At 42.3% G+C, this 20,319-nt stretch carries 23 protein-coding genes; 21 read left to right on the top strand and 2 right to left on the bottom strand.

What is annotated here, in order from left to right; genetic code table 11:
• Window positions 1-16: 16 nt before the first annotated feature.
• Window positions 17-1,321: a peptidylprolyl isomerase gene (locus AC5YCI_RS01070; RefSeq protein WP_496175117.1), complete on the bottom strand. Its 1,305-nt coding sequence runs from the start codon at window positions 1,319-1,321 to the stop codon at window positions 17-19.
• The gene (locus tag AC5YCI_RS01065) at window positions 1,321-3,780 is read right to left on the bottom strand and encodes an LPS-assembly protein LptD (RefSeq protein WP_496129067.1); all 2,460 of its coding nucleotides are present in this window, start codon (window positions 3,778-3,780) and stop codon (window positions 1,321-1,323) included. The genes AC5YCI_RS01070 and AC5YCI_RS01065 overlap by 1 nt, the downstream gene beginning before the upstream one ends.
• Window positions 3,781-3,900: 120 nt before the next feature.
• Here AC5YCI_RS01065 and AC5YCI_RS01060 point away from each other — a divergent pair, with 120 nt between their 5' ends.
• From AC5YCI_RS01060 to AC5YCI_RS00960, 21 genes are all read left to right on the top strand, one after another.
• On the top strand, window positions 3,901-4,914 hold the full coding sequence (locus AC5YCI_RS01060; RefSeq protein WP_496129068.1) for an aminoglycoside phosphotransferase family protein: 1,014 nt from the start codon (window positions 3,901-3,903) through the stop codon (window positions 4,912-4,914).
• Window positions 4,915-5,604 (top strand): N-acetylmuramate alpha-1-phosphate uridylyltransferase MurU, encoded by a 690-nt coding sequence (murU, locus tag AC5YCI_RS01055; protein WP_496129069.1) that lies wholly within the window; start codon window positions 4,915-4,917, stop codon window positions 5,602-5,604.
• Window positions 5,605-5,685: 81 nt separating this feature from the next.
• Window positions 5,686-6,318 (top strand): 16S rRNA (guanine(527)-N(7))-methyltransferase RsmG, encoded by a 633-nt coding sequence (rsmG, locus tag AC5YCI_RS01050; RefSeq protein ID WP_496129070.1) that lies wholly within the window; start codon window positions 5,686-5,688, stop codon window positions 6,316-6,318.
• 25 nt (window positions 6,319-6,343) lie between these two features.
• Window positions 6,344-7,120, top strand: coding sequence for a ParA family protein (locus AC5YCI_RS01045; RefSeq protein ID WP_496129071.1), 777 nt, complete (start codon window positions 6,344-6,346; stop codon window positions 7,118-7,120).
• A complete protein-coding gene (locus AC5YCI_RS01040; protein ID WP_496129072.1) occupies window positions 7,117-8,007 on the top strand; it encodes a ParB/RepB/Spo0J family partition protein in 891 nt (296 codons plus the stop codon). Before AC5YCI_RS01045 ends, AC5YCI_RS01040 begins: the two co-directional genes overlap by 4 nt.
• Window positions 8,008-8,018: 11 nt before the next feature.
• On the top strand, window positions 8,019-8,630 hold the full coding sequence (locus AC5YCI_RS01035; RefSeq protein ID WP_496175116.1) for a MotA/TolQ/ExbB proton channel family protein: 612 nt from the start codon (window positions 8,019-8,021) through the stop codon (window positions 8,628-8,630).
• A complete protein-coding gene (locus AC5YCI_RS01030) occupies window positions 8,627-9,055 on the top strand; it encodes an ExbD/TolR family protein (RefSeq protein ID WP_496175115.1) in 429 nt (142 codons plus the stop codon). Before AC5YCI_RS01035 ends, AC5YCI_RS01030 begins: the two co-directional genes overlap by 4 nt.
• Window positions 9,052-10,779, top strand: a complete 1,728-nt coding sequence (gene msbA / locus AC5YCI_RS01025) for a lipid A export permease/ATP-binding protein MsbA (RefSeq protein ID WP_496175114.1) — start codon at window positions 9,052-9,054, stop codon at window positions 10,777-10,779. The genes AC5YCI_RS01030 and msbA overlap by 4 nt, the downstream gene beginning before the upstream one ends.
• A gap of 3 nt (window positions 10,780-10,782) precedes the next feature.
• A complete protein-coding gene (gene lpxK, locus AC5YCI_RS01020) occupies window positions 10,783-11,790 on the top strand; it encodes a tetraacyldisaccharide 4'-kinase (protein WP_496175113.1) in 1,008 nt (335 codons plus the stop codon).
• Window positions 11,791-11,793: 3 nt separating this feature from the next.
• Window positions 11,794-12,555: a 3-deoxy-manno-octulosonate cytidylyltransferase gene (gene kdsB, locus AC5YCI_RS01015; protein WP_496129077.1), complete on the top strand. Its 762-nt coding sequence runs from the start codon at window positions 11,794-11,796 to the stop codon at window positions 12,553-12,555.
• A gap of 10 nt (window positions 12,556-12,565) precedes the next feature.
• Complete coding sequence (locus tag AC5YCI_RS01010; protein WP_496175112.1) at window positions 12,566-13,543, top strand: DNA polymerase III delta subunit-related protein; 978 nt, start codon at window positions 12,566-12,568, stop codon at window positions 13,541-13,543.
• Window positions 13,544-13,554: 11 nt separating this feature from the next.
• Window positions 13,555-13,896 (top strand): PilZ domain-containing protein, encoded by a 342-nt coding sequence (locus AC5YCI_RS01005; protein ID WP_496129079.1) that lies wholly within the window; start codon window positions 13,555-13,557, stop codon window positions 13,894-13,896.
• A 27-nt stretch (window positions 13,897-13,923) separates the two neighbouring features.
• Complete coding sequence (locus AC5YCI_RS01000; RefSeq protein ID WP_496175111.1) at window positions 13,924-14,697, top strand: TatD family hydrolase; 774 nt, start codon at window positions 13,924-13,926, stop codon at window positions 14,695-14,697.
• 34 nt (window positions 14,698-14,731) lie between these two features.
• On the top strand, window positions 14,732-15,340 hold the full coding sequence (locus AC5YCI_RS00995; protein WP_496129210.1) for a TetR/AcrR family transcriptional regulator: 609 nt from the start codon (window positions 14,732-14,734) through the stop codon (window positions 15,338-15,340).
• A complete protein-coding gene (locus AC5YCI_RS00990; protein ID WP_496129081.1) occupies window positions 15,340-15,852 on the top strand; it encodes a prepilin-type N-terminal cleavage/methylation domain-containing protein in 513 nt (170 codons plus the stop codon). The genes AC5YCI_RS00995 and AC5YCI_RS00990 overlap by 1 nt, the downstream gene beginning before the upstream one ends.
• Window positions 15,842-16,231: a type II secretion system minor pseudopilin GspI gene (gspI, locus tag AC5YCI_RS00985; RefSeq protein ID WP_496129082.1), complete on the top strand. Its 390-nt coding sequence runs from the start codon at window positions 15,842-15,844 to the stop codon at window positions 16,229-16,231. The genes AC5YCI_RS00990 and gspI overlap by 11 nt, the downstream gene beginning before the upstream one ends.
• Complete coding sequence (gspJ, locus tag AC5YCI_RS00980) at window positions 16,218-16,811, top strand: type II secretion system minor pseudopilin GspJ (RefSeq protein ID WP_496129083.1); 594 nt, start codon at window positions 16,218-16,220, stop codon at window positions 16,809-16,811. Before gspI ends, gspJ begins: the two co-directional genes overlap by 14 nt.
• Entirely contained in the window at window positions 16,811-17,758 is a 948-nt protein-coding gene (gspK, locus tag AC5YCI_RS00975) for a type II secretion system minor pseudopilin GspK (RefSeq protein WP_496129084.1), read from the top strand. Before gspJ ends, gspK begins: the two co-directional genes overlap by 1 nt.
• Before the next feature lie 102 nt (window positions 17,759-17,860).
• On the top strand, window positions 17,861-18,457 hold the full coding sequence (locus AC5YCI_RS00970) for a 6-pyruvoyl trahydropterin synthase family protein (RefSeq protein WP_496129085.1): 597 nt from the start codon (window positions 17,861-17,863) through the stop codon (window positions 18,455-18,457).
• A gap of 27 nt (window positions 18,458-18,484) precedes the next feature.
• A complete protein-coding gene (gene ung, locus AC5YCI_RS00965) occupies window positions 18,485-19,198 on the top strand; it encodes a uracil-DNA glycosylase (RefSeq protein ID WP_496129086.1) in 714 nt (237 codons plus the stop codon).
• The gene (locus AC5YCI_RS00960) at window positions 19,195-20,319 is read left to right on the top strand and encodes an enoyl-CoA hydratase/isomerase family protein (protein WP_496129087.1); all 1,125 of its coding nucleotides are present in this window, start codon (window positions 19,195-19,197) and stop codon (window positions 20,317-20,319) included. Before ung ends, AC5YCI_RS00960 begins: the two co-directional genes overlap by 4 nt.

The raw sequence follows: 20,319 nt of genomic DNA, 5'->3' as shown, positions 1-20,319 counted from the left end.
TTTTTAATCAAATCCATTAAGAAGGATTTTTCTTACTGTCTAAACGTGGATCTTTAATTTCTACATAGGCATTGTTACGTACCTCGCGTAGCCAATGATCCAGTTCAGTTTCAAACTGACGTTCTGCCAAAATTTGACGCGCGACACGTTGTTGATATTCTTCAGTCATATCGTGTTGACGGGTATCAGTGACTTGCAGAATGTGCCAACCAAATTGACTTTCAAACGGCTGACTGATTTGTCCCACTTCATTGGCTTTCATTTGGCTTTCAAATTCAGGCACCATCATGCCTAAATTAACCCAACCTAAGCTACCACCGTCACGTGCTGAACCTGGGTCATTGGAGAAAGTGGCAGCTAAAGTAGCAAAATCTTCACCATTTTTTAAACGGCTATGTAAGTTGTCAATCATTTGCTTAGCTGCTTCTGGGCTGACCACTTCTGAGGTTTTAATCAAAATATGGCGGGTTTGATACTGCGGCACAATGACTTTTTTCTCAGTCGATTTGCGTTCTAGTAATTTCATGACATGAATACCATCGCTTGATAGAATCAGCTCAGACACTTGTCCATGATTCAATGGCGCAATACGTGCTGCAAGTTCGGCTGGAATCTCAGACAAGGCACGAAAACCCATGTCAGCACCTTGTACATCGCTGCCATTTTGGCTAAAGCGTTTGGCAATGGCATCGACATCATTGCTGTCTTGTAAAGCCGCTTTAACCTGCTGTGCCACTGCTTGTGCATTTTCACCCGCTACGCGTAAGTGTAGTACATGTGCTTGTGTACCTAGTGCTGCTTGTCCTTGGGGTGTTTTTAAGAAGTTGGCCACGTCTTGGTCAGTAATTTTAATACGTGAGTTGACTTGTTGTTGGCGCACACGTTCTAAGCTTAAATCTGCAGCAATAGTGCGACGTAAATTGGCATAGCTACCTGCTTGTTTAGTGTCGATGCTTTTTTGGAAGCTCGCTAAATCTTGAAAGCCATTTTGTTTGGCAACGGCCAAAGTTGCTTCATTTAAGGTTTTTTCATCTAGAGGGATATTATAGCGTTTAACTTGCTCAAGCTGTGCTTGACGATCAATCAATTGCTCAAGTGCCATCTGGGCGAAATACGGCTGTGGTGGCACTTCACGTTTTTGTGCAGCAAATTGTTGTTGCATTTGTGCCATGGCTTGCATCACATCACTGGCTAAGATCACGCTATTGTCAACTACAGCCACAATTTGATTATTGCTTTGAGCAAAGGTTGCGATGCTGGTTGACATCAGCACAGCCAATGCAGTTGCTTTCATTAAATGTTTTAACTGTTTCGTCTTCATTAACGCTGTGTCCAAGATTGCTGAGTTTTATCAAAACCTAAAATACGGTTTTGCATTAAAGATACAAGTTTATTATTGAAACCGCCTAAGCCTTTTAAGCTAAATTCTGCCATCACAGCACGTTTGGCTTTGCTGTCTGGTGCATTGACATCATCTAAATCGTTATAGTAAGAACGACCATAGACTGAAACGCCCCAACAGCATGATTCATAGTTAATACCCAATAAGTACTCACGACCGACATTGTTGTCAATGTCATATTGGGCATGACCCAAAATACGCCACTGCTCAGAGATCGGTTGAATAAAAGAGGCGACCACTTGATCGTAACTCTCTTGACGGTTAGCTAGGTTTTGACGATAGAAATAGCCAACGTTATACAACTGACCACGGTCATTGCTGTAGAACATTTGTAAGTCACGCTGAGCATTGTCACCATTGGACATCCATGCGCTATTGGCACTCACCAACACGTTTTCTGATAATTGGCTTGCAAGGCTGACCACAGGACCCGTACGGTCTTCACGGTCAAATTCATCACTTTGGTTGTTTAAAGTGACGCGGCGATCTTCAAAGAAGAAACTTTGACCAACGCTAGCTTTTAAACGCTCTAAACCAACATCATCAAATAAACTATAGCTTAAGCCAAGTGAGGCAAAGTTATTGTCTTCAAGACGATCATTACCATAAAAACGACGCGGACTAAACAATTGATCATAACTGATGGATGCATTGACGGAGTCAAAGTTTGGATAACCTTGTTGTTCTTCGTATGGTGCATAGGCATAGAATACGCGTGGTGTTAAGGTTTGTAAGAAATGACCTTCTTTTTCAAAGGTTAAACCTGCATCTACACTCAACTGCGGTACAGTCACCGATTTATTTTTACTCGATGAATTGGTTTGGTTTTGTGCATCACGGGTATCTTGATCAAAGAAGGTATTGACGTTGCGTACCGATACTTCAGGCAAGATATATGACCATGGGGTACGGTAGTTATAACGTACGGCAAAATCATTATAAAAACGTGTACCGCTTGGCTGGAGTGAATCAGGATTGTTATTGCTCAGCAAGTTGACGTCTTTTTTAAAGTAAGCTGTGTCGTTGTTATATTCGTATTGTAAACCTTGTGGATTACCGCCTTTGTAGTTAAGCAAGAACTGCGGTAAACGCGCATAAGGACGGTCTACGTCAGGAATTGTTTTATCTAGCGTTTGGAAATCTTCAACTTTGAGCTGTGCTTTTAACCCAGGTACACCATTACGGTAATTAAGTTCCCAAGCACGACGTAAATTCAAATCAGTTTTTGAGTTCGGGTTGTTGTCTAAATCAGTAAAGACATCTTTATCCGATGCATAGTTATAGTCTAAACGGGTATTGAATTGATCATTGATTTGCCAATCATGATGAAAACGTAAGTGTTTACGATCTTCACCAGCATAGTCATCATCAGATGGTAAATAACCACCAAAGACTTCACCTTGACCAAAATTTTCGGTTAAGTAACGGAATTCACCTTCAAGCATGGCACCACGGCTGCCTAAATAACGTGGCGTAACCGTGGCATCAAAATTAGGGGCTAAATTTAAATAAATCGGCAGCGAAATTTCAGGCCCACCATCACTGGTATAACCAAAGCTTGGCGTGAGTAAACCTGTGGTACGACGATCATCAATCGGGAAGTTAAAATAGGGTACTGCTAAGACAGGTGTGTCTTTAATATACAGCTTAGTGCCGCGTGTTTCACCACGTCCTGTTTCACGATTCAGCTCAATTTCATCCGCCTGAATTTTCCACGTTGGTTTCTGCTGTGGTGGACAAGTGCTGTAAGTGGCATTATTAAGCACCACCACATTTTCAGAGGTTTTGGCAATTTTTTCAGCGTAGCCATAAGCATGCTGCTGTTCGGCAATGTAATAGCTGTTATTTAAATCGCCTTGTTGGGTTTTTAAATTGTAATTAATTTGGTCACTTTGCGACAATAAACCTGCTTGAGACATTTGCACTCGACCTTCGGCATTGGCATAGGTCTGGGTTTGGTCAATGGTAATTTTATCGGCACGGATTTCACGCCCCGGTTGGCTAATCACCACGTTGCCTTCTAAAACAGAATCACCCGTTGGATTATAATGCCCATAATCTGCAGTTAAGGTTGAAGCGGCATCGTTCGGGTCAACGGCTTTGACATCCGCGCCAATTGGAGTCACCCATGCACCTTGGCAATACGCAGCAGTTAAGGCTTGACCGTGACGTTGCTGTGCCTCTGGACTGGATTTATCAACATAATACTGCTCAAAAAATGCCTGCCCTGGGTAGGTATCATTTAAACTTTGTTTTAGTTGTTGATTATCAAGCGCTGATGGCCCATCCATAGAATCAGCATAACTGGAAATTGAGCTACCACATAAAAGGGTAAAAATCGCAGTCGCTAAAGGATTAAATTTAAACTGATGCTTCATTTGTCTCATTAACCAAGAGTGCTTAATCGCAATTAATTATGGTTGCATCATAGAGAAAAAGTTGATAAGTAGCTACACTTAGCACTTTAAAAACTCAGCCTGTTTTAGAATTTATCGCAAATGAATACACAACGTGAACAATTGATACAAACATGGATTCAATCCGTACTCGGTTCAGATCAATTTGAAATTAATTTTCTGGCAGGCGATGCGAGCTTTCGGCGTTATGCACGAATTGGCTTTGATCATAAAACATTTATGTTGATGGATGCACCGCCTGAGAAAGAAGATTGTGCACCATTTATTAAAATTGACGAATTTTTTGCCGAAAATGGCGTGCGTGTGCCACAGATTGTCGCCAAAGACCTTGAACACGGTTTATTACTCTTAGAAGACTTTGGTGATGTACTGCTTTCGACTTTATTAAATGATGACACCGTCGATGCATACTATGCACAAAGCTTTAAACAATTAGTACAACTACAAAGCATTGATGGCACAGATGAGTTTCCTGAATACAGTTATGAAAAACTGATTTCTGAGATGGAGTTACTCACTGATTGGATGTTGCCATCACTCAATATTCAGCCAACTCAAGAACAAAGCGCCTTAATTAAACGCAGCTTTGCGATTTTAGCCAATGCAGCGTTGGCACAGCCACAAGTGATTGTGCATCGTGATTTTCATAGCCGTAATTTAATGCAAATTACAGGCGAAACAGATTTAGGTGTGATTGATTTCCAAGATGCGGTGATTGGTGCTGATACTTACGACTTAATTTCGATTACCCGTGATGCTTATGTGCAATGGAACCCTGAGCGCGTCTATACATGGTTTAAAGTGTTCTATGACTTATTGCCAGAGGCACAAAAACAAGATCGTGATTTTGCCCAATTTAAAAAAGATGCCGATATGATGGCGATTCAACGTCATATCAAAATCTTAGGGATTTTTGTGCGCTTATTTGAACGTGATGGCAAATCAGGTTACTTAAAAGATTTACCGCGTGTGATGTGGTATTTACGAGAAGAAAGTAAACCTTATCCTGAACTTGCGCCATTTATACAGTTTATCCAAGATGTAGTGATCCCAAAATTTGCCGAAAAATATGGCACTTATGAGGTGGTTGCTTAAATGAAAGCCATGATTTTAGCAGCAGGTTTAGGTAACCGGATGCGTCCTTTGACGCTGCATACGCCTAAGCCTTTGCTGAGCGTTGCTGATAAGCCTTTAATTGTCTGGCACATCGAAAAGCTAAAACACATTGGAATCACAGAAATTGTGATTAATACCGCATGGTTGGCCGATAAATTGGTAGACGCTTTAGGCGATGGTGCTGCACTGGGTGTGAAAATTCTGTGGTCACACGAAGGTGAGGGTTTAGAGACCGCAGGTGGCATTATCAACGCTTTGCCATTACTGGGCGATGAGCCGTTTATTTTAGTCAATGGTGATGTCTGGACCACCATGGACTTCGCGCCACTGTTAGAGGTGCAATTAAACGAAAATTTAGCGCATTTGGTCTTGGTGGAAAATCCTGCTCAACATCCAAATGGTGATTTCACTTTAAGTAAGGGGCGTGCTTATACCTTTGAACAAGGCGTTCAAGGTGAGAATCTTACCTTTAGCGGCGTTTCCGTGATTCACCCGAAAATGTTTTTAGGACTAGAGGCGGGTAAGCGTCCTTTAGCACCTTTACTTAAAGCTGCGATGTTAGATGGCAAAGTTGCAGCATCAAAACTACACGGGACTTGGGTAGATGTGGGAACACCTGAACGTTTAATGCAATTAGATCAACAAATTCGCGCAGGGCACTACGCTTAATTGCGTGTTTGCTAAACAGTATTGAGCTGTGAGTTGAGCGATAAATCGGTATACTGCCACTAATTTTTTTGGGATAACGTTATGCATCCGTTTTTTAAAGACCTGCAACAAGGCGCACAAGCATTAGGCTTAAACTTAAGCGAAGAGGCGTTAAACTTATTGCTCAAATATCAAGATGCACTGGTGCTTTGGAACAAAGCCTATAATTTAACGGCAATTCGTGAACCTAAAGAAATGCTGGTCAAACATCTACTTGACAGCTTAAGTATCTTAAATGATTTACCAGAAGGTCGTTTACTCGATATTGGTACAGGCGGTGGTATGCCAGGTATGATCATTGCGCTGTGCCAACCGACACGCCAATGTGTGTTACTGGATGCCAACGGTAAAAAAATTCGTTTCTTAAAACAATTTATTGCCGATCTAAAATTACAAAATGTGATTGCTGTACAAACCCGTGTCGAAAACACTGACAGCATTAATGAATTGGGTCAATTTGATGTCATTACCAGTCGTGCTTTTGCGTCATTAACAGATTTTGTCAATGCCTCAAAACCGTATATGCATCAAGACAGTATTATTGCATCAATGAAAGGCTTGATTCCTGAAGAAGAAGTCGAAGCATTCAAAGCCCAGTTTAAGATTGATATTGTGGCCTTAAAAGTGCCACGTCTTGATGAGCAACGTCATCTCATTTTAATGAAACAACTTTAATTTTTTCTAAGGATTAGGATTTACCATGGCACACATTATTGCGATTGCGAACCAAAAAGGTGGCGTAGGTAAAACCACAACCGCAGTAAATTTGGCTGCCTCGCTTGCAGTATTAAAAAAACGCGTGTTATTGGTTGATATGGACTCTCAGGGCAACGCCACCATGGGTTCTGGGGTACAAAAAAACGATCTGCTTTACTCTGTAACTGATGTGCTACTGGGTGAAGTGCCGATTGAAACCGCAATTACCAAAGCTGAAGTAGGCTACAAAGTCTTGGGTTCTAACCGTGATTTAGCAGGGGTAGAACTGGCGATTGCTGAGCAAGATGGGCGTGAGTTTATTTTGCGTGAAGCCTTAAAACAAGTAGAGCAAAGCTATGATTTTATTATCATTGATTGTGCACCTAGTTTAAGCCTCATTACTATTAATGCCTTGGCTGCGGTCGAAGGGGTGATTATTCCGATGCAATGTGAATATTATGCCTTAGAAGGTTTAGCAGATCTTACTCAGACCATTGATCGTATTCAACAAGCGGTAAATCCAAATCTAGAAATTATTGGCGTGTTACGTACCATGTACGATGCACGTAATGCCTTAACCCGTGATGTGGCTGAAGAATTACAACAATACTTTGGCAAAAAACTCTATGACACTGTGATTCCACGTAATGTGCGCTTAGCTGAAGCACCTGCACATGGTTTACCGGTCATTTATTTTGAAAAAAGTTCAAAAGGTGCAGTGGCATACTTAACTTTTGCTGCTGAAGTGATTAAAAAAATTAAAACAGGAGCTAAAGCATGACCATTAAAAAACGCGGACTAGCTAAAGGTCGTGGTTTAGATGCCTTACTTGGCTCAATTCAAAAAGAAAAACTACAACTTGAAGCACAAAGCTTAGACCACGGTCAACTCAAACAGCTCAACGTGCATTTACTCAAACGTGGTGAATATCAGCCGCGTCGTTCGATTAATGAACAAGATTTACAAGAGCTAGCAGCATCGATTGAAAAACATGGCGTCATGCAACCGATTGTGGTGCGCCCTGTAGATGGTGATGAGCAGCGCCCCTACGAGATTATTGCGGGTGAACGTCGTTGGCGTGCAGCGCAATTGGCAGGTTTAACTGAAATTCCTGCGATTGTGCGTGATTTACCTGATCAAGTGGCGATTGCTTTAGCGTTAATTGAAAACATCCAACGTCAAGACTTAAATCCAATTGATCAAGCTATGGCGCTACAGCGTTTTCATGATGAATTTGGTTTAAGCCATCAAGAAATTGCAGAAACTGTAGGTAAAGCACGTACCACGGTGAGTAATTTATTGCGCTTATTGACCTTAGCAGAGCCTATCAAAGATTTTATGCAGCAAGATTTATTGGATATGGGCCATGCACGCGCCATTTTGACGCTCAAGCCGAAAGAGCAAGTCAAGATTGCTGAATTAGTGATTGAGAAAAGTTTGTCTGTACGCCAAACTGAACAACTGGTACGCGATTTAAACACCCCAAAACAAGATCGTGTTAAGCCTGAGCTTGCAGCAGATATTCAGCAATTAACCCAGCGTTTATCAGAACGCTTTAGTGCCGATGTGAAAATTGATTATAACAAACATGGCAAAGGTAAATTGGTCATCCATTATCATTCATTGGATGAATTAGATGGCATTTTAGATATCTGCTTAGCGGATTAGGGGACTGGTGCATGTGGGAGTTGCTAAAAGCAGGTGGCTGGCTCATGCTGCCGTTAATGCTGTGTTCTATTTTTATGCTGGCCATTAGTTTAGAACGCTTGATTCGCTTAAAACGTCAGACCATTCTCCCAAGTGCATTACTGTTACGTGGGGATGAAAATACCCAAGCCGTATTAGATGCCCTCCATCAGCAGCCCCATTTGAAAGAGTCAAGCTTAGGTCGAATTTTTATGGCCGGTGAGCGTAGTCGTATGCAAAGCCCTGACTATGCACGGGCACAAATGGAAGCGGTGGCTTCAGAAGAAATTGGCTATTTAGAAAAAAATATTAATTTTTTAGGCACCTTAAGTGCAGTTGCGCCTTTGTTAGGTTTATTGGGCACAGTACTGGGTATTATTGAATCATTTTTAATTTTAGATTTAACCCATAACAGTCAGCCAACTTTAATGATTCCTGGCATTTCGAAAGCATTAATTACCACGGCAGTGGGCATGCTGATTGCGATCCCTGCTTTATTTGCTTATCGTTATTTTCAGCGTTTGGTGCAAGATTATGTCGCAGTGCTAGAACAGCAAGCCACCTTATTTCATGCCGCTTACTTCTATCAACAAGGTCAGCGATGAAGTTTAAGCGTCGCCAAATGACCGATGATATTCATATCAATCTCACACCGATGATTGATTGTTTATTATTTATCTTAATTTTTCTACTGCTCTCGACCAGCTTTAATCAATATAGTCGTATGAACTTAACCCTACCTGATGCACAAGGTGTCGCAAGTAAAGCATATGAGCATAAAATTGAAGTGGTGGTGGATGCCAAAGGGCAGTACACTTTAAATGGCCAAAGCTTAAATAGTCAGCATAGCCAAGATTTAAGTCATGCAATGCAACAGATTGCCAAGCAACGCCGTGACTTAACGCTGATTATTGCGGCAGATGCCAAAGCTTCCCATCAAGATGTGATCCGTGTCATGGATGTCGCCGGTCAGCTGGGTTTTGTTAATATCAATATCAGTACCAAAGTGCCTGCTCGAGGTGATGAGTGAATCAAGATTTAAAGATCTATATGCGTCTGCTGAGTTATTTAAAACAGTATTGGGGCATAGCGATCTTAGTGGTGTTGGGTTTTACCATCAATGCCGCAACCGAAGTGTCTGTTGCAAAACTGCTTGAATACATTATTACGGCTATCCAAGGCAAAGACCAAGGCTTTACCACTTTATTTCCAATGTTGGTGGTCTTGCTGATGTTCTTTCGTGGTTTAGGAAGCTTTATGGGAGGCTATTTCACCGCGGTGATTTCACGCAACCTGATTTTTAATGTGCGACAAGAAGTGTTTGCTAAATTGCTGCGTCTACCGTCGCAATATTATTTAGACAATACCAGTGGTCATATTACGGCCAAAATTATGTATAACGTGGAGCAGCTCACTGCCGCTTCGACGGAATCTTTAAAAACCATTTTGCAACAAGGTTTAATTGCTTTGGGTTTGATGGGCTATTTAATTTATAGCAACTGGCGTTTAACCATCTGTATTTTAATTTTTGGCCCTTTGATTGGTGTCATTATCCGTCAAGCCTCTAAACGGATGCGTAAGCTGTCTAAGCAAGTGCAAAATACCATGGGTGATGTCAACCATGTGGTACAAGAAACCGTCAATGGCCATATGGTGGTCAAAGGTTTTGGCGGACATGCTTATGAGCAAACACGTTTTCGTGAAAGTTCACTTGAGAACTTGCGCCGTGGTTTAAAAATGGTGGCGGTGCAGCAGCTCAATAGCCCTGTGGTACAGTTTATTATGTCACTGGCCATGAGTATCATTATTTGGATTGCACTACGTCCCGAAATTTTGCGTGAAACCACAGCGGGTGAGTTCGTGGCGTATATTACCGCCGCAGGTATGTTGGCCAAGCCAATCAAAGCCTTAACCGATGTCAATGAAAAATTACAACGTGGTATGGCAGCAGCGCATTCGGTATTTGAATTGTTAGATTTACCCGAAGAACAAAATACGGGTACACAAACACCAACCTTAAAAGGTCATTTAAGCCTGCAAAATGTCAACCTAGTCTATAGCGATGGTCATCATGCGATTCGTGACTTTAATTTAGAGGTTAAAGCAGGACAAACCGTGGCCTTAGTCGGGCGCAGTGGTGCGGGTAAAACCTCGTTGGTCAATTTATTGGTGCGCTACCAAGAACTCAGTAGTGGGCAAATTTTATTCGATCAATATCCAATTCAAGACATTGAAATGAATAGTTTGCGTACGCAAATTGCAATGGTGAATCAACAAGTGGTGCTGTTTAACCGCACGGTGCGTGAAAATATTGCTTATGGTCAATTGGAAGGAGCAACTGATGATGAGATTGTCGCAGCCGCGAAAGCCGCTTATGCGCATGATTTTATTATGCAACTGCCAGAGGGTTATGACACGGTGCTTGGTGCGCAAGGTTTAAATCTATCAGGTGGTCAACGTCAGCGTATTGCGATTGCGCGTGCCATCTTAAAAAATGCGCCAATTTTAATTTTAGATGAAGCCACCAGTGCCTTAGATAACGAATCAGAATATTTTATTCAGCAGGCCTTTGATGCTGCAATGCAAGATCGTACCACGATTGTCATTGCGCATCGTTTATCGACTATTGAAAATGCTGATATTATTGTGGTGATGGATCAAGGGCAGATCGTTGAGCAAGGCACACATGCCGAACTTCTGGCCAATCAAGGCGCTTATTATCAATTGCATCAACGCAATTTTGAGGAGCATTGATTCATGGCATTGGCACAGTTGATCCAACAGGCTTGGCATAGACAAGCAAAATGGCTGGTGCTGCTGCGACCTTTGTCATGGCTGTATCGTGCAGGATTTTTACTCAATCAAACCTTGTATCAAAAAGGCTTAAAACGCGCTTATCGTGCACCTGTACCTGTGATGGTGATTGGCAATATTACCGTGGGCGGTAGCGGCAAAACCCCACTTTTAATTCAATTGGTCAATTATTTACACAGCCAAGATATTCGTGTTGGGGTAATTAGCCGTGGTTATGGCGGACGTGGTCCATTTCCAGCTTGGGTGGATTTAGATGCCACCCCAGAGCAAGTTGGTGATGAGCCATGTTTAATTGTGCAATCCACTGAAGCACCGATGGCTGTGGGACCTAATCGCCGTGAAAGTATTGAGCTCTTATTAAGCCGTTATGAACTCGATTTAATTATTAGTGATGATGGTTTACAGCATTTGGCCTTAGCACGTGATATTGAATGGATTGTGCTTGATCAAAATCGTGGTTTAGGTAATGAGAAAATTTTGCCTGAAGGCTATTTGCGCGAGCCTAAAAGTCGCTTAGAGAGTGCCACTGTGATTGAACATAGCCGCCAGCCTACGCGTGGCATGCATATGCATTTACAACCTGCAGCACCTTATTTATTGCATGCAGCAACGCCTGAATTGTTTGATGCCAAACAAAATTTTTATGCTGTAGTGGGAATTGGTTTTCCACAGCGCTTTTATCAAACTTTAGAAGCGATGGGTATTGTGCATTTCCAATGCCATGAATTTCCAGATCATTATGACTATGAACTCTCAGACTTAGTCTTTGATGATCATCAACCGATTATTACCACTGAAAAAGATGCGGTGAAACTGTTGTCATTACTCAAGCAATATCCTGATTTTAAAAATAATATTTGGGTGGTGCCTGTGGAAGCAGTTTTATCGGAGCTGTGTTATTCCACCCTCATGCAACAACTCAAGTTGCTGGGTGTTTGTTCAAAAGGTTAAGACATGAAACATATTGTGATTCCCGCGCGTTTTGCCAGTTCACGTTTACCAGGTAAACCACTGCTTGACATTCATGGTCGTGCCATGATTTTACGTGTGGTCGATCAAGCCAAAAAAGTACAAGGTTTTGACGATGTCTGCGTGGCGACCGATGATGCCCGCATTGCCGAAGTGTGTCAGGCGGAAGGCATTGATGTGGTGATGACCTCACCCAATCATCCATCAGGTACCGACCGTTTAAGTGAAGTGGCGCGTATTAAGGGTTGGGACAGCCAAGATATTATTGTCAATGTGCAAGGTGATGAACCGCTGTTGCCAGCTCAATTGGTACAACAAGTGGCTGATTTGTTAGAAGCCAAGCCAGATTGTTCGATGTCAACCTTATGCGAACCGATTCAAGCCTTAGATGAATTTCAGCGTGATAGCATTGTGAAAGTGGTGATGTCAAAATTCAATCAGGCTTTGTATTTTAGCCGCGCGACAATTCCTTATGACCGTGATGGTGTAAAAGAAGCTGCGCCAAAACTGCATGATGCAGCATATCGTCATTTAGGTTTATATGCATACCGTGTCCAATTACTACAAGAATATGTGACTTGGGAGATGGGTGTATTGGAAAAACTTGAATCACTGGAGCAATTACGGGTACTCGAAAATGGGCACCGTATTGCGATTAGTGTTGCTGAAGCCAATTTACCACCCGGTGTTGATACCCAAGCTGACTTAGACCGTTTAAACGCGATGCCTGTCACAGCATTTGAGTAAAGAGGAATTTATGCAAGACGTTGCGCCGCAGGTCTATCCTTGGCAACAAAACCTTTGGCAAAGCCTCACCAGCCGTTTTCCCAATCTGGGGCATGGCTTACTGTTTTATGGTAAAACAGGTTCAGGTAAAGATGCGTTTGCCAAACAATTTGTGGCTTGGGTACTTTGCCAAGCGCGACAGCCGCACGCAGCCTGCGGGCAGTGTAGTAGCTGTCAATGGCTGTCTGCCCATACCCACCCCAACTATGTTTATGTGAGTACTGATGAAGAAAATAAGAAACAAAACGCGCAAATTAAGATTGAAAAGATCCGCGACCTATTACCATTTGTACAACAAACCGGCGAAGGTTGGCGGGTTATTGTTATTCAGCCGGCTGAAGCGTTAAATACGGCCGCAAGTAATGCCCTGTTAAAAACCTTAGAAGAACCGGGTGAGCAGGTATTAATTATTTTATTGGCACAACATTATCTTAAATTACCGGCCACGATTCGTAGCCGTTTACAGCATTTTGCCTTAGATCGGATCAGCCCCGAACAAGCCCAAGATTATTTAAGGCAACATTTACCCAATGCTGGGCAAAGCCAATATGATTTACTCATGAATCTGGCCAATCAAATGCCGCTACACGCTTTAGAGTTGGCGGGCAGTGAATGGTTGGGGCGCCGTGCTGAGTTTTTACAAGACTGGTTAAAGCTGGTCAGCCAAAAAAACATGCCGATGCACATGGCCAATAAATGGAACAAGGCCTTGGTATTTACAGACTTTTTAATGATGTTTGAATATTTACTGGCAGATCTAACTGCTTCTAAATTGGGTCAAGCAGTTAAAAATATTGATTTGGACTTTACAGCACTTGCTGCACATTATGATTTAGAGTATCTATTTCATTTATATAGCGATCTACAACAAGCCAAACAATTGCTCAAACAAAATGTACAAAGCAATTTGCTTGTCGATCAGCTGTGTATCAAACTCATGCATGTTTAAAGGGGACAATCATGCAATCACGTATGGGCGGGATTATTCAAGCCAATATTTTAGATAAAGAAACACTCTACGCCAGCTACATGCCTTTTGTGGCAGGTGGCGGTTTATTTATTCCCTCTAAATTACCTGTAAAATTAGGTGAAGAAGTTTTTGTGATTGCTACCTTGCCGGATAACCCACAAAAAGTACCACTGACCGGTAAAGTAGTTTGGATTTCACAGCGTCAAAACGGCATTAGCGTACCGGGCTTTGGTATTCAACTCAGTGGTGAAAAGGGACTTTATTACAAATCAGAGGCAGAAAAATTGCTTGCAGGTATTAAGTCTGAAGGCAGGACTAGTTACACTATGTAATTGTTGATCATTACATAGGATGAGATTGTGTTTGTCGATACTCACTGTCATTTAACGCTCTTAGATTTAACCCCCTACCAAGGTGATTTAGATGCAGCATTGGCCCAAGCACGTGCTGCGGGCGTGTCTAAATTTATGAGTATCTCAGTAGATCTTGATGATCATATTGCTTTAGCGGATATCGCTGCGCGCCATGCTGATGTCGGTTATACCGTTGGGGTACATCCATGTGAAGATCCCGCTGTTATGGCGCGTGCCACCACAGAACACTTAATTGAACTGGCCTCTAAAGACAAAGTGTGGGCTTTGGGGGAAACAGGTCTAGATTATTTCCATAGTACCGATTTTATTACTGAGCAAAAACAATGTTTTGTGCGTCACATCCATGCGTCTCAAGCACTAAAAAAACCAGTTGTGGTTCATACCCGTTCAGCGAAACATGATACGGTGGATATCATTCGTGCTGAAAAATCCACGCATGGGATTTTACATTGCTTTACCGAAGATTGGGAAACTGCCAAAGCAGTGCTAGATTGTGGCTACTATGTATCCTTCTCGGGTATTGTATCGTTTAAAAATGCGCAAGATTTACGCGATGTTGCCAAGCAGGTGCCACTCGATCGCGTTTTAATTGAAACCGATAGTCCCTATTTAGCTCCTGTGCCATATCGCGGTAAAACAAATGAGCCAAAATATGTGCCTTTTGTAGCCAAAGCGCTAAGCGATGTATATGATAAGTCGCTAGAGGAGATGGCAGAAATTACCATGCAGAACTTCAATAATCTCCTCGCGCAAAAGTAAATAAAAATTAACGGAAGAGAGAACCGCGGTGAAGATGGATCGTCAGGCACAATTTCGAGCACGTGAAGCGCTTATTTTTCAGATTGCAGAGCAATTACTGCTCGAAAATGGCGAAGCAGGGATGACCTTAGACGCATTGGCAGCCGAACTCGATCTGGCTAAAGGTACCTTATATAAGCATTTTCAAAGTAAAGATGAGCTATATATGCTGCTGATTATCCGCAATGAACGTATGTTATTTGACATGATTCGTAGCCCCAATCGGCAATTTCCTGAGCATCTAGGTTATTTTATGCTGCACCATCTTCACCACCCTGAACGCACCGTGTTGTTTCATCAAATTGAAGAGCGTTTGTCGATGACAGGACAAGGTATTCAACACTTATTTAGTGAACTGTATAAAATCCGTCGCCAACGCTTACGCATCATTATTCCCATGACCGAACAATATTTATTAGAGATCGGCAGTCGTATGTCTGGGCGTGATTATCTAGCCGCGATTTGGGCAATTACCCATGGTACAGCAGCGATTTTAAACTCCAGTTTTTATCAGCGTTATTTAGGCTCGCGAGATAGTTTAAGGATTGCCACGATTGAGCAGGCGTTGCATTTACCACAGCAAAACACAGGTGTACTGCATTAATGTCAGAGCGTGGTTTTACCTTAGTCGAAGTCATGGTTGTCATTGTGGTGATGGGGATTGTGGCATCTTTAGTGATCATGAATTTGTCAGGTGTAGAGCGGCGTAAAGCTATGCAGGCACGAGAGCTACTACTGTTTGACTTAAAGCATATTAATCATCTGGCGAATCAGCAAGCTCAAGTGTTGACCCTAGAGTTTCAGCCGCAGCAGGATGCCACCAACTACCAAGTGTTACATTATCGAGCTGAACAAAACTCAAATGAAGCGAAATGGCAACAGCTTAATGTGTTTAAAGCAAAAACTTTAACGCCAGGAATACGGGTTGAAATTACACCGATTGAGCAGTCTTATCCAAATGCTCGTAATCTAGACTTATTGGCTGACCAAGCTCCTAAATTAATGTGGTTAGGCAATGGTGAAGCGAAACCTGCCCGTATTCAATTGTATTTTGAAGAGCAAGCTTTAGGTCAAGAAATTGAAATTGATTACTTAGGGAAAGTGCATGAACGTTAAGGGCTTTACCCTACTTGAGGTGATGGTAGCATTGGCGATCTTTGCGCTTGCTGCGATGGCACTGACCAAAGTGGCTATGCAATATACCCAAGCCACCAGTCATGCGGTGTTACGTAGCAAAGCCCAATTTGTGGCCATGAACGAAGTGGCCCGTATGGAAATTCAACAAGAATGGCTCACAGGTACGGCATCCAATCAAATTGAGGAACAAGGCGAAACATGGCAGATTGATAAAACCAGTCAAACCACCCTCAGCCCCAATGTACAACGTATTGAAGTCAAGGTCAGCTTATATGATCAAGAGGCCAGCAAAGTGACAGGGCAAATCACCCAATTGAGTTTTTTTAATTATAGGCAAGCGCAAAATGGCAGCTCGTAACGGTTTTACTTTGGTTGAGCTGTTAGTAGCCATTGCAATTTTTGCGGTTCTCTCAGCTTTGGGTTGGCAGGTTTTTGATTATTTAAATAAAGTCAAAACACGTAATGTAGTACATGAAGCTGCTTTAGAACAATTGCAAGCCAGCTATCAACAGCTATTAAAAGATACTACTCAAATGATACCGATTGCTCCCCAGATCCAAGGTGAAATTCAGCCCGCACTGCAGTTGCAAGATGGCCGTTTGAGCTTCACCAAAACAGGAGTCACTGATCCCTTGCAGCAAGGTCTGCTTGCGCAGGAACGTATTGAATATCGTTATGATGCCACAGCGCAAAAATTATATCGTTTAAAGTATCAGCATGTGCATAAAGATGGACAATTACAGCCGATTTCGAGTGAACTGCTCACTCAAGTTGAGGATTTTAAAGTGCTGTTGCTGAATCCAGAGATGATTAACACATGGCCACAAAATCCGCAGCAAACCACAGCTTTACCGCGCGGCTTAGAGGTTCAACTGAAAGTGCAAGGCACTGAATATTTATGGCGTTTTAGCTTAATGCCACATCAAGGAAGCAGCTAATGCAAAGGCAGCGTGGAATTGCTTTAATTACCATCTTAATGATGGTGGCTTTGGCCACTATTTTGGCGGCAGGTATTGCCAAACAGCAAGGGGCTACTGCACAGGGTACCCAAAGCCTGATGCAGCAAAATCAGGCATTACTCTATGCCAAAAGTGCGGAAGCTTTTTTTTCTGAATTATTAATTGATGATGCAAAAAATGCTGCGGAGCTGGATCATTTACAAGAAACTTGGGCACAGCCCATGCCGCCATTTCCAGTCGATGGTGGATTGGTGACGGGGCGCTTAGAAGATCAAAATGCCAAGTTTAATCTCAATAGTTTGGTGCAAGCAGATGGTGAAAAAATTAACCCTGCTGCGCAAGCCTGGTGTATACGTGTTTTGCAGCATGCTAATTTGGCACCAGAGTTGGTTGAAGCGCTCATTGATTGGCAAGATCAAAATGATGAGCTAACTGGAACCATGGGTGCTGAAAGTGGTTATTATCAAAGTTTAGGCCAAGGCTATCTCGCACCCAATCAGGCTTTAACAGATGTGGCTGAGCTAAAACAAATCCGTGGTTTTGATCAGCAGCATTATCAGGTATTAAAACCCTATGTGGCGGCCTATCCGCGTGAGCAAAAGGTCAATGTCAACACCGCATCTGCTTGGTTACTTAGCACTATTGACCCTAAACTTAAACTGAGTGAGGTAGAAAACCTATTAACCCAGCGCCGTGGTCAACTCAAACATTGGCAAAACTTAAATGAATTTTGGCAAACGCCGCCTTTTGATCAAGTTGATCCTGCAATACAAAGTCAGATGAATAGCTTGCTTGCTGTACAATCCAATAGTTTCTTAGGCTTGGTTGAGATTGAGTTTTCAGGCTATAAACGTTATATGCAAAGTCAATTGCAACGCGATGGGCAGAATATTCGGGTGTTATCTCGTAGTCTAGCACCGTTTTAATAGCCTTTCCCGATGCAGGCAAACAGGAAAATAAATGCCCAGTCTGAGTGTTTTGCTTTATAATCTAAATAAATTCACAAATTTTGGATCCTATTACGACATATGTTAATTCGTAAATTATTTAAGTTCGAAAATGCCCATATTGTCCGTAATTGCACCTCGGATCGTTGCAAACGTTCAATTCATGGACATAGCTATAAAGTGGAATTACTGCTCAAAGCCTCAAAACTTGATCATGGGCAAATGGTCTATGACTTTGGTTTACTCAAAGGCGTGATTAAAGATTTATATGATGCATTTGATCATGCCATTTGTTTTTGGCAGCATGATGATGCTGAGTATATTCAAGCCTGCAAAACCTTTAGTGCGCGTTGGGTGGCTTTACCTGTATCACCCTCAGCTGAACAATTCTCCCGTATTTTCTTTTATCTTGCGCAACAGGTCTTGGCTTCAACCATTACTCAAAATGGCGAAGGCGATGTAGAGGTCTATTCAGTGATTGTGCACGAAACCGACACTGGCTATGCACAAAGCTTTTTAGAAGACATTAATAATGCACAAATGGGTGAATTACGTTTAGAAGATGTTGTGTTTTCTGCACAAATTCAAAGCGAATGGACTGATCCTGAGATGTATGAAAAACTTAAAGCGGGTCAAGCTTTCCAAAACCCACCGGTTGAACTTCAAGTTAAACTTTAATTTTCCTGCATCTTTATGGATATCATCATGTCTTTGACTGAGCAACAACAAGCAAAATTGGACAAAGTTCAGTTAGATCACAGCTGGAAGGTGGCGCTGAGTGAATTTTTACTCAGTCCTAAAATGGATGAACTCAAACAATTTTTAGTGCAGGAAAAGCAGGCGGATAAAATCATTTATCCACCCAGCTCACTGATTTTTAATGCGCTTAACACTACACCACTAGATCAAGTGAAAGTGGTGATTTTAGGTCAAGATCCGTACCATGGGCCCAATCAAGCCCATGGTTTAAGTTTTTCTGTACAAAGAGGGGTTGCAATACCGCCATCTTTGCGTAATATTTTCCATGAGTTACACGCTGATTTAGGCGTAGATATTCCTAAACATGGCAATTTAACCCAATGGGCTGAGCAAGGGGTATTGTTGTTAAATGCAGTACTTACCGTCGAGGCAGGACAGCCGACATCACATCAAAAACGTGGTTGGGAAGATTTTACTGACCACGTGATTGATGTCTTGAATCAGCAGCGCGAGCATATTGTGTTTATTCTTTGGGGCGCATATGCACAGCGTAAGGGACAACGTATTCATTCAGATAAGCATTTGGTGTTAAAAGCGGCACATCCGTCGCCATTGGCAGCCAATCGTGGTGGTTTTTTTGGATGCAAAGCGTTTTCAAAAACAAATAATTATTTAACACAACATGGCATTGAGCCGATCAATTGGCAGCTGGACGCATGACATATTCTCCCTTAACAAAAGATTATCATCCCGATTTAATTGTAGAACAAGCTGCCAATGGCTGGCGTATTGTACGTTTAAATCGTCCTAAATCTTTACATGCTTTGGATGAAAGCATTGTTTCAGCTTTACTGGCTGTATTCCAAGATTTTCACCATGACGATAACGTCAAAGCCATTTGGTTAGATTCCACCACCCCTAAAGCCTTTTGCGCCGGTGGTGACGTACGTAAATTACGTCAATTGGTCATTAATGACGAAGTGGATGTAGCCAATAAATTCTTTGAGCAAGAGTACGCACTGGATGCTTTATTACATAATTACGCCAAGCCTGTATTGGTTTGGGGCGAAGGTTATGTGATGGGCGGCGGTTTAGGCCTATTTATGGCGGCACCGTTTCGTTTAGTAACGCCATATTCACGTCTAGCTATGCCAGAGATTAATATTGGTTTGTATCCTGATGTAGGTGCAACGCGTTTCTTAGCGGATCGTGGCGCTATTGGTCTATTTACCGGTTTAACGGGTTCAATCATGACCTCAGCGGGTGCTTATGGGATTGGCTGGGCCACCCATATTTGTGATGCACATCGTGACAAAGTCTTAGATAAAATGGTGAATATCGACTGGGATCATTATCCAGCAGGTGATTTCCGCGCCATTGATGACACTTTAAATAGTATGCATCGTCCAGTAGGCCCTGGGCCATTACAAAATTCTTTAGATGTGATTCAAAGTGTCTGTCGCGGGCTGAATTTTGAGCACGATTATGAATCGATTATTGGTTTAAGCGATGCGCGTAGCGATTGGTTACGTCAGGCCAGTGAAAATCTACAAAAAGGCTCACCAGCAACAGCGGCTTTAACTTGGTTGCTATGGCAATGGGGTAAACAAGATCATTCTTGGACTGAAGTCTTTGAGTTAGAACGTCAAATTTCAGCTTGGAAGATCCGCCATCCTGACTTTGTTGAAGGCGTGCGTGCGCGTTTAGTTGATAAAGACTTAGCACCTGAATGGCAAAAAGGCACGGATTTATCCTTAAAAGGCATTTTAAGTGCTCATCCACCTGTTACTGATATTCAAAGCTGGAATGATTTGCTTCAACATTATGGTGTGATTGCCTAA

Source organism: Acinetobacter sp. CY17, assembly GCF_059515825.1.
Note: the sequence above shows the minus strand (reverse complement) of the source record. Positions and strands in the feature narration are given on the sequence as shown.

What these genes read in the sequence shown, in the direction of transcription:
- AC5YCI_RS01070 (WP_496175117.1), bottom strand. Translation starts at nt 1,321, where the DNA reads ATGAAGACGAAACAGTTAAAACATTTAATGAAAGCAACTGCATTGGCT.
- AC5YCI_RS01065 (WP_496129067.1), bottom strand. Translation starts at nt 3,780, where the DNA reads ATGAAGCATCAGTTTAAATTTAATCCTTTAGCGACTGCGATTTTTACC.
- AC5YCI_RS01060 (WP_496129068.1), top strand. Translation starts at nt 3,901, where the DNA reads ATGAATACACAACGTGAACAATTGATACAAACATGGATTCAATCCGTA.
- murU (WP_496129069.1), top strand. Translation starts at nt 4,915, where the DNA reads ATGAAAGCCATGATTTTAGCAGCAGGTTTAGGTAACCGGATGCGTCCT.
- rsmG (WP_496129070.1), top strand. Translation starts at nt 5,686, where the DNA reads ATGCATCCGTTTTTTAAAGACCTGCAACAAGGCGCACAAGCATTAGGC.
- AC5YCI_RS01045 (WP_496129071.1), top strand. Translation starts at nt 6,344, where the DNA reads ATGGCACACATTATTGCGATTGCGAACCAAAAAGGTGGCGTAGGTAAA.
- AC5YCI_RS01040 (WP_496129072.1), top strand. Translation starts at nt 7,117, where the DNA reads ATGACCATTAAAAAACGCGGACTAGCTAAAGGTCGTGGTTTAGATGCC.
- AC5YCI_RS01035 (WP_496175116.1), top strand. Translation starts at nt 8,019, where the DNA reads ATGTGGGAGTTGCTAAAAGCAGGTGGCTGGCTCATGCTGCCGTTAATG.
- AC5YCI_RS01030 (WP_496175115.1), top strand. Translation starts at nt 8,627, where the DNA reads ATGAAGTTTAAGCGTCGCCAAATGACCGATGATATTCATATCAATCTC.
- lpxK (WP_496175113.1), top strand. Translation starts at nt 10,783, where the DNA reads ATGGCATTGGCACAGTTGATCCAACAGGCTTGGCATAGACAAGCAAAA.
- kdsB (WP_496129077.1), top strand. Translation starts at nt 11,794, where the DNA reads ATGAAACATATTGTGATTCCCGCGCGTTTTGCCAGTTCACGTTTACCA.
- AC5YCI_RS01010 (WP_496175112.1), top strand. Translation starts at nt 12,566, where the DNA reads ATGCAAGACGTTGCGCCGCAGGTCTATCCTTGGCAACAAAACCTTTGG.
- AC5YCI_RS01005 (WP_496129079.1), top strand. Translation starts at nt 13,555, where the DNA reads ATGCAATCACGTATGGGCGGGATTATTCAAGCCAATATTTTAGATAAA.
- AC5YCI_RS00995 (WP_496129210.1), top strand. Translation starts at nt 14,732, where the DNA reads ATGGATCGTCAGGCACAATTTCGAGCACGTGAAGCGCTTATTTTTCAG.
- AC5YCI_RS00990 (WP_496129081.1), top strand. Translation starts at nt 15,340, where the DNA reads ATGTCAGAGCGTGGTTTTACCTTAGTCGAAGTCATGGTTGTCATTGTG.
- gspI (WP_496129082.1), top strand. Translation starts at nt 15,842, where the DNA reads ATGAACGTTAAGGGCTTTACCCTACTTGAGGTGATGGTAGCATTGGCG.
- gspJ (WP_496129083.1), top strand. Translation starts at nt 16,218, where the DNA reads ATGGCAGCTCGTAACGGTTTTACTTTGGTTGAGCTGTTAGTAGCCATT.
- gspK (WP_496129084.1), top strand. Translation starts at nt 16,811, where the DNA reads ATGCAAAGGCAGCGTGGAATTGCTTTAATTACCATCTTAATGATGGTG.
- AC5YCI_RS00970 (WP_496129085.1), top strand. Translation starts at nt 17,861, where the DNA reads ATGTTAATTCGTAAATTATTTAAGTTCGAAAATGCCCATATTGTCCGT.
- ung (WP_496129086.1), top strand. Translation starts at nt 18,485, where the DNA reads ATGTCTTTGACTGAGCAACAACAAGCAAAATTGGACAAAGTTCAGTTA.
- AC5YCI_RS00960 (WP_496129087.1), top strand. Translation starts at nt 19,195, where the DNA reads ATGACATATTCTCCCTTAACAAAAGATTATCATCCCGATTTAATTGTA.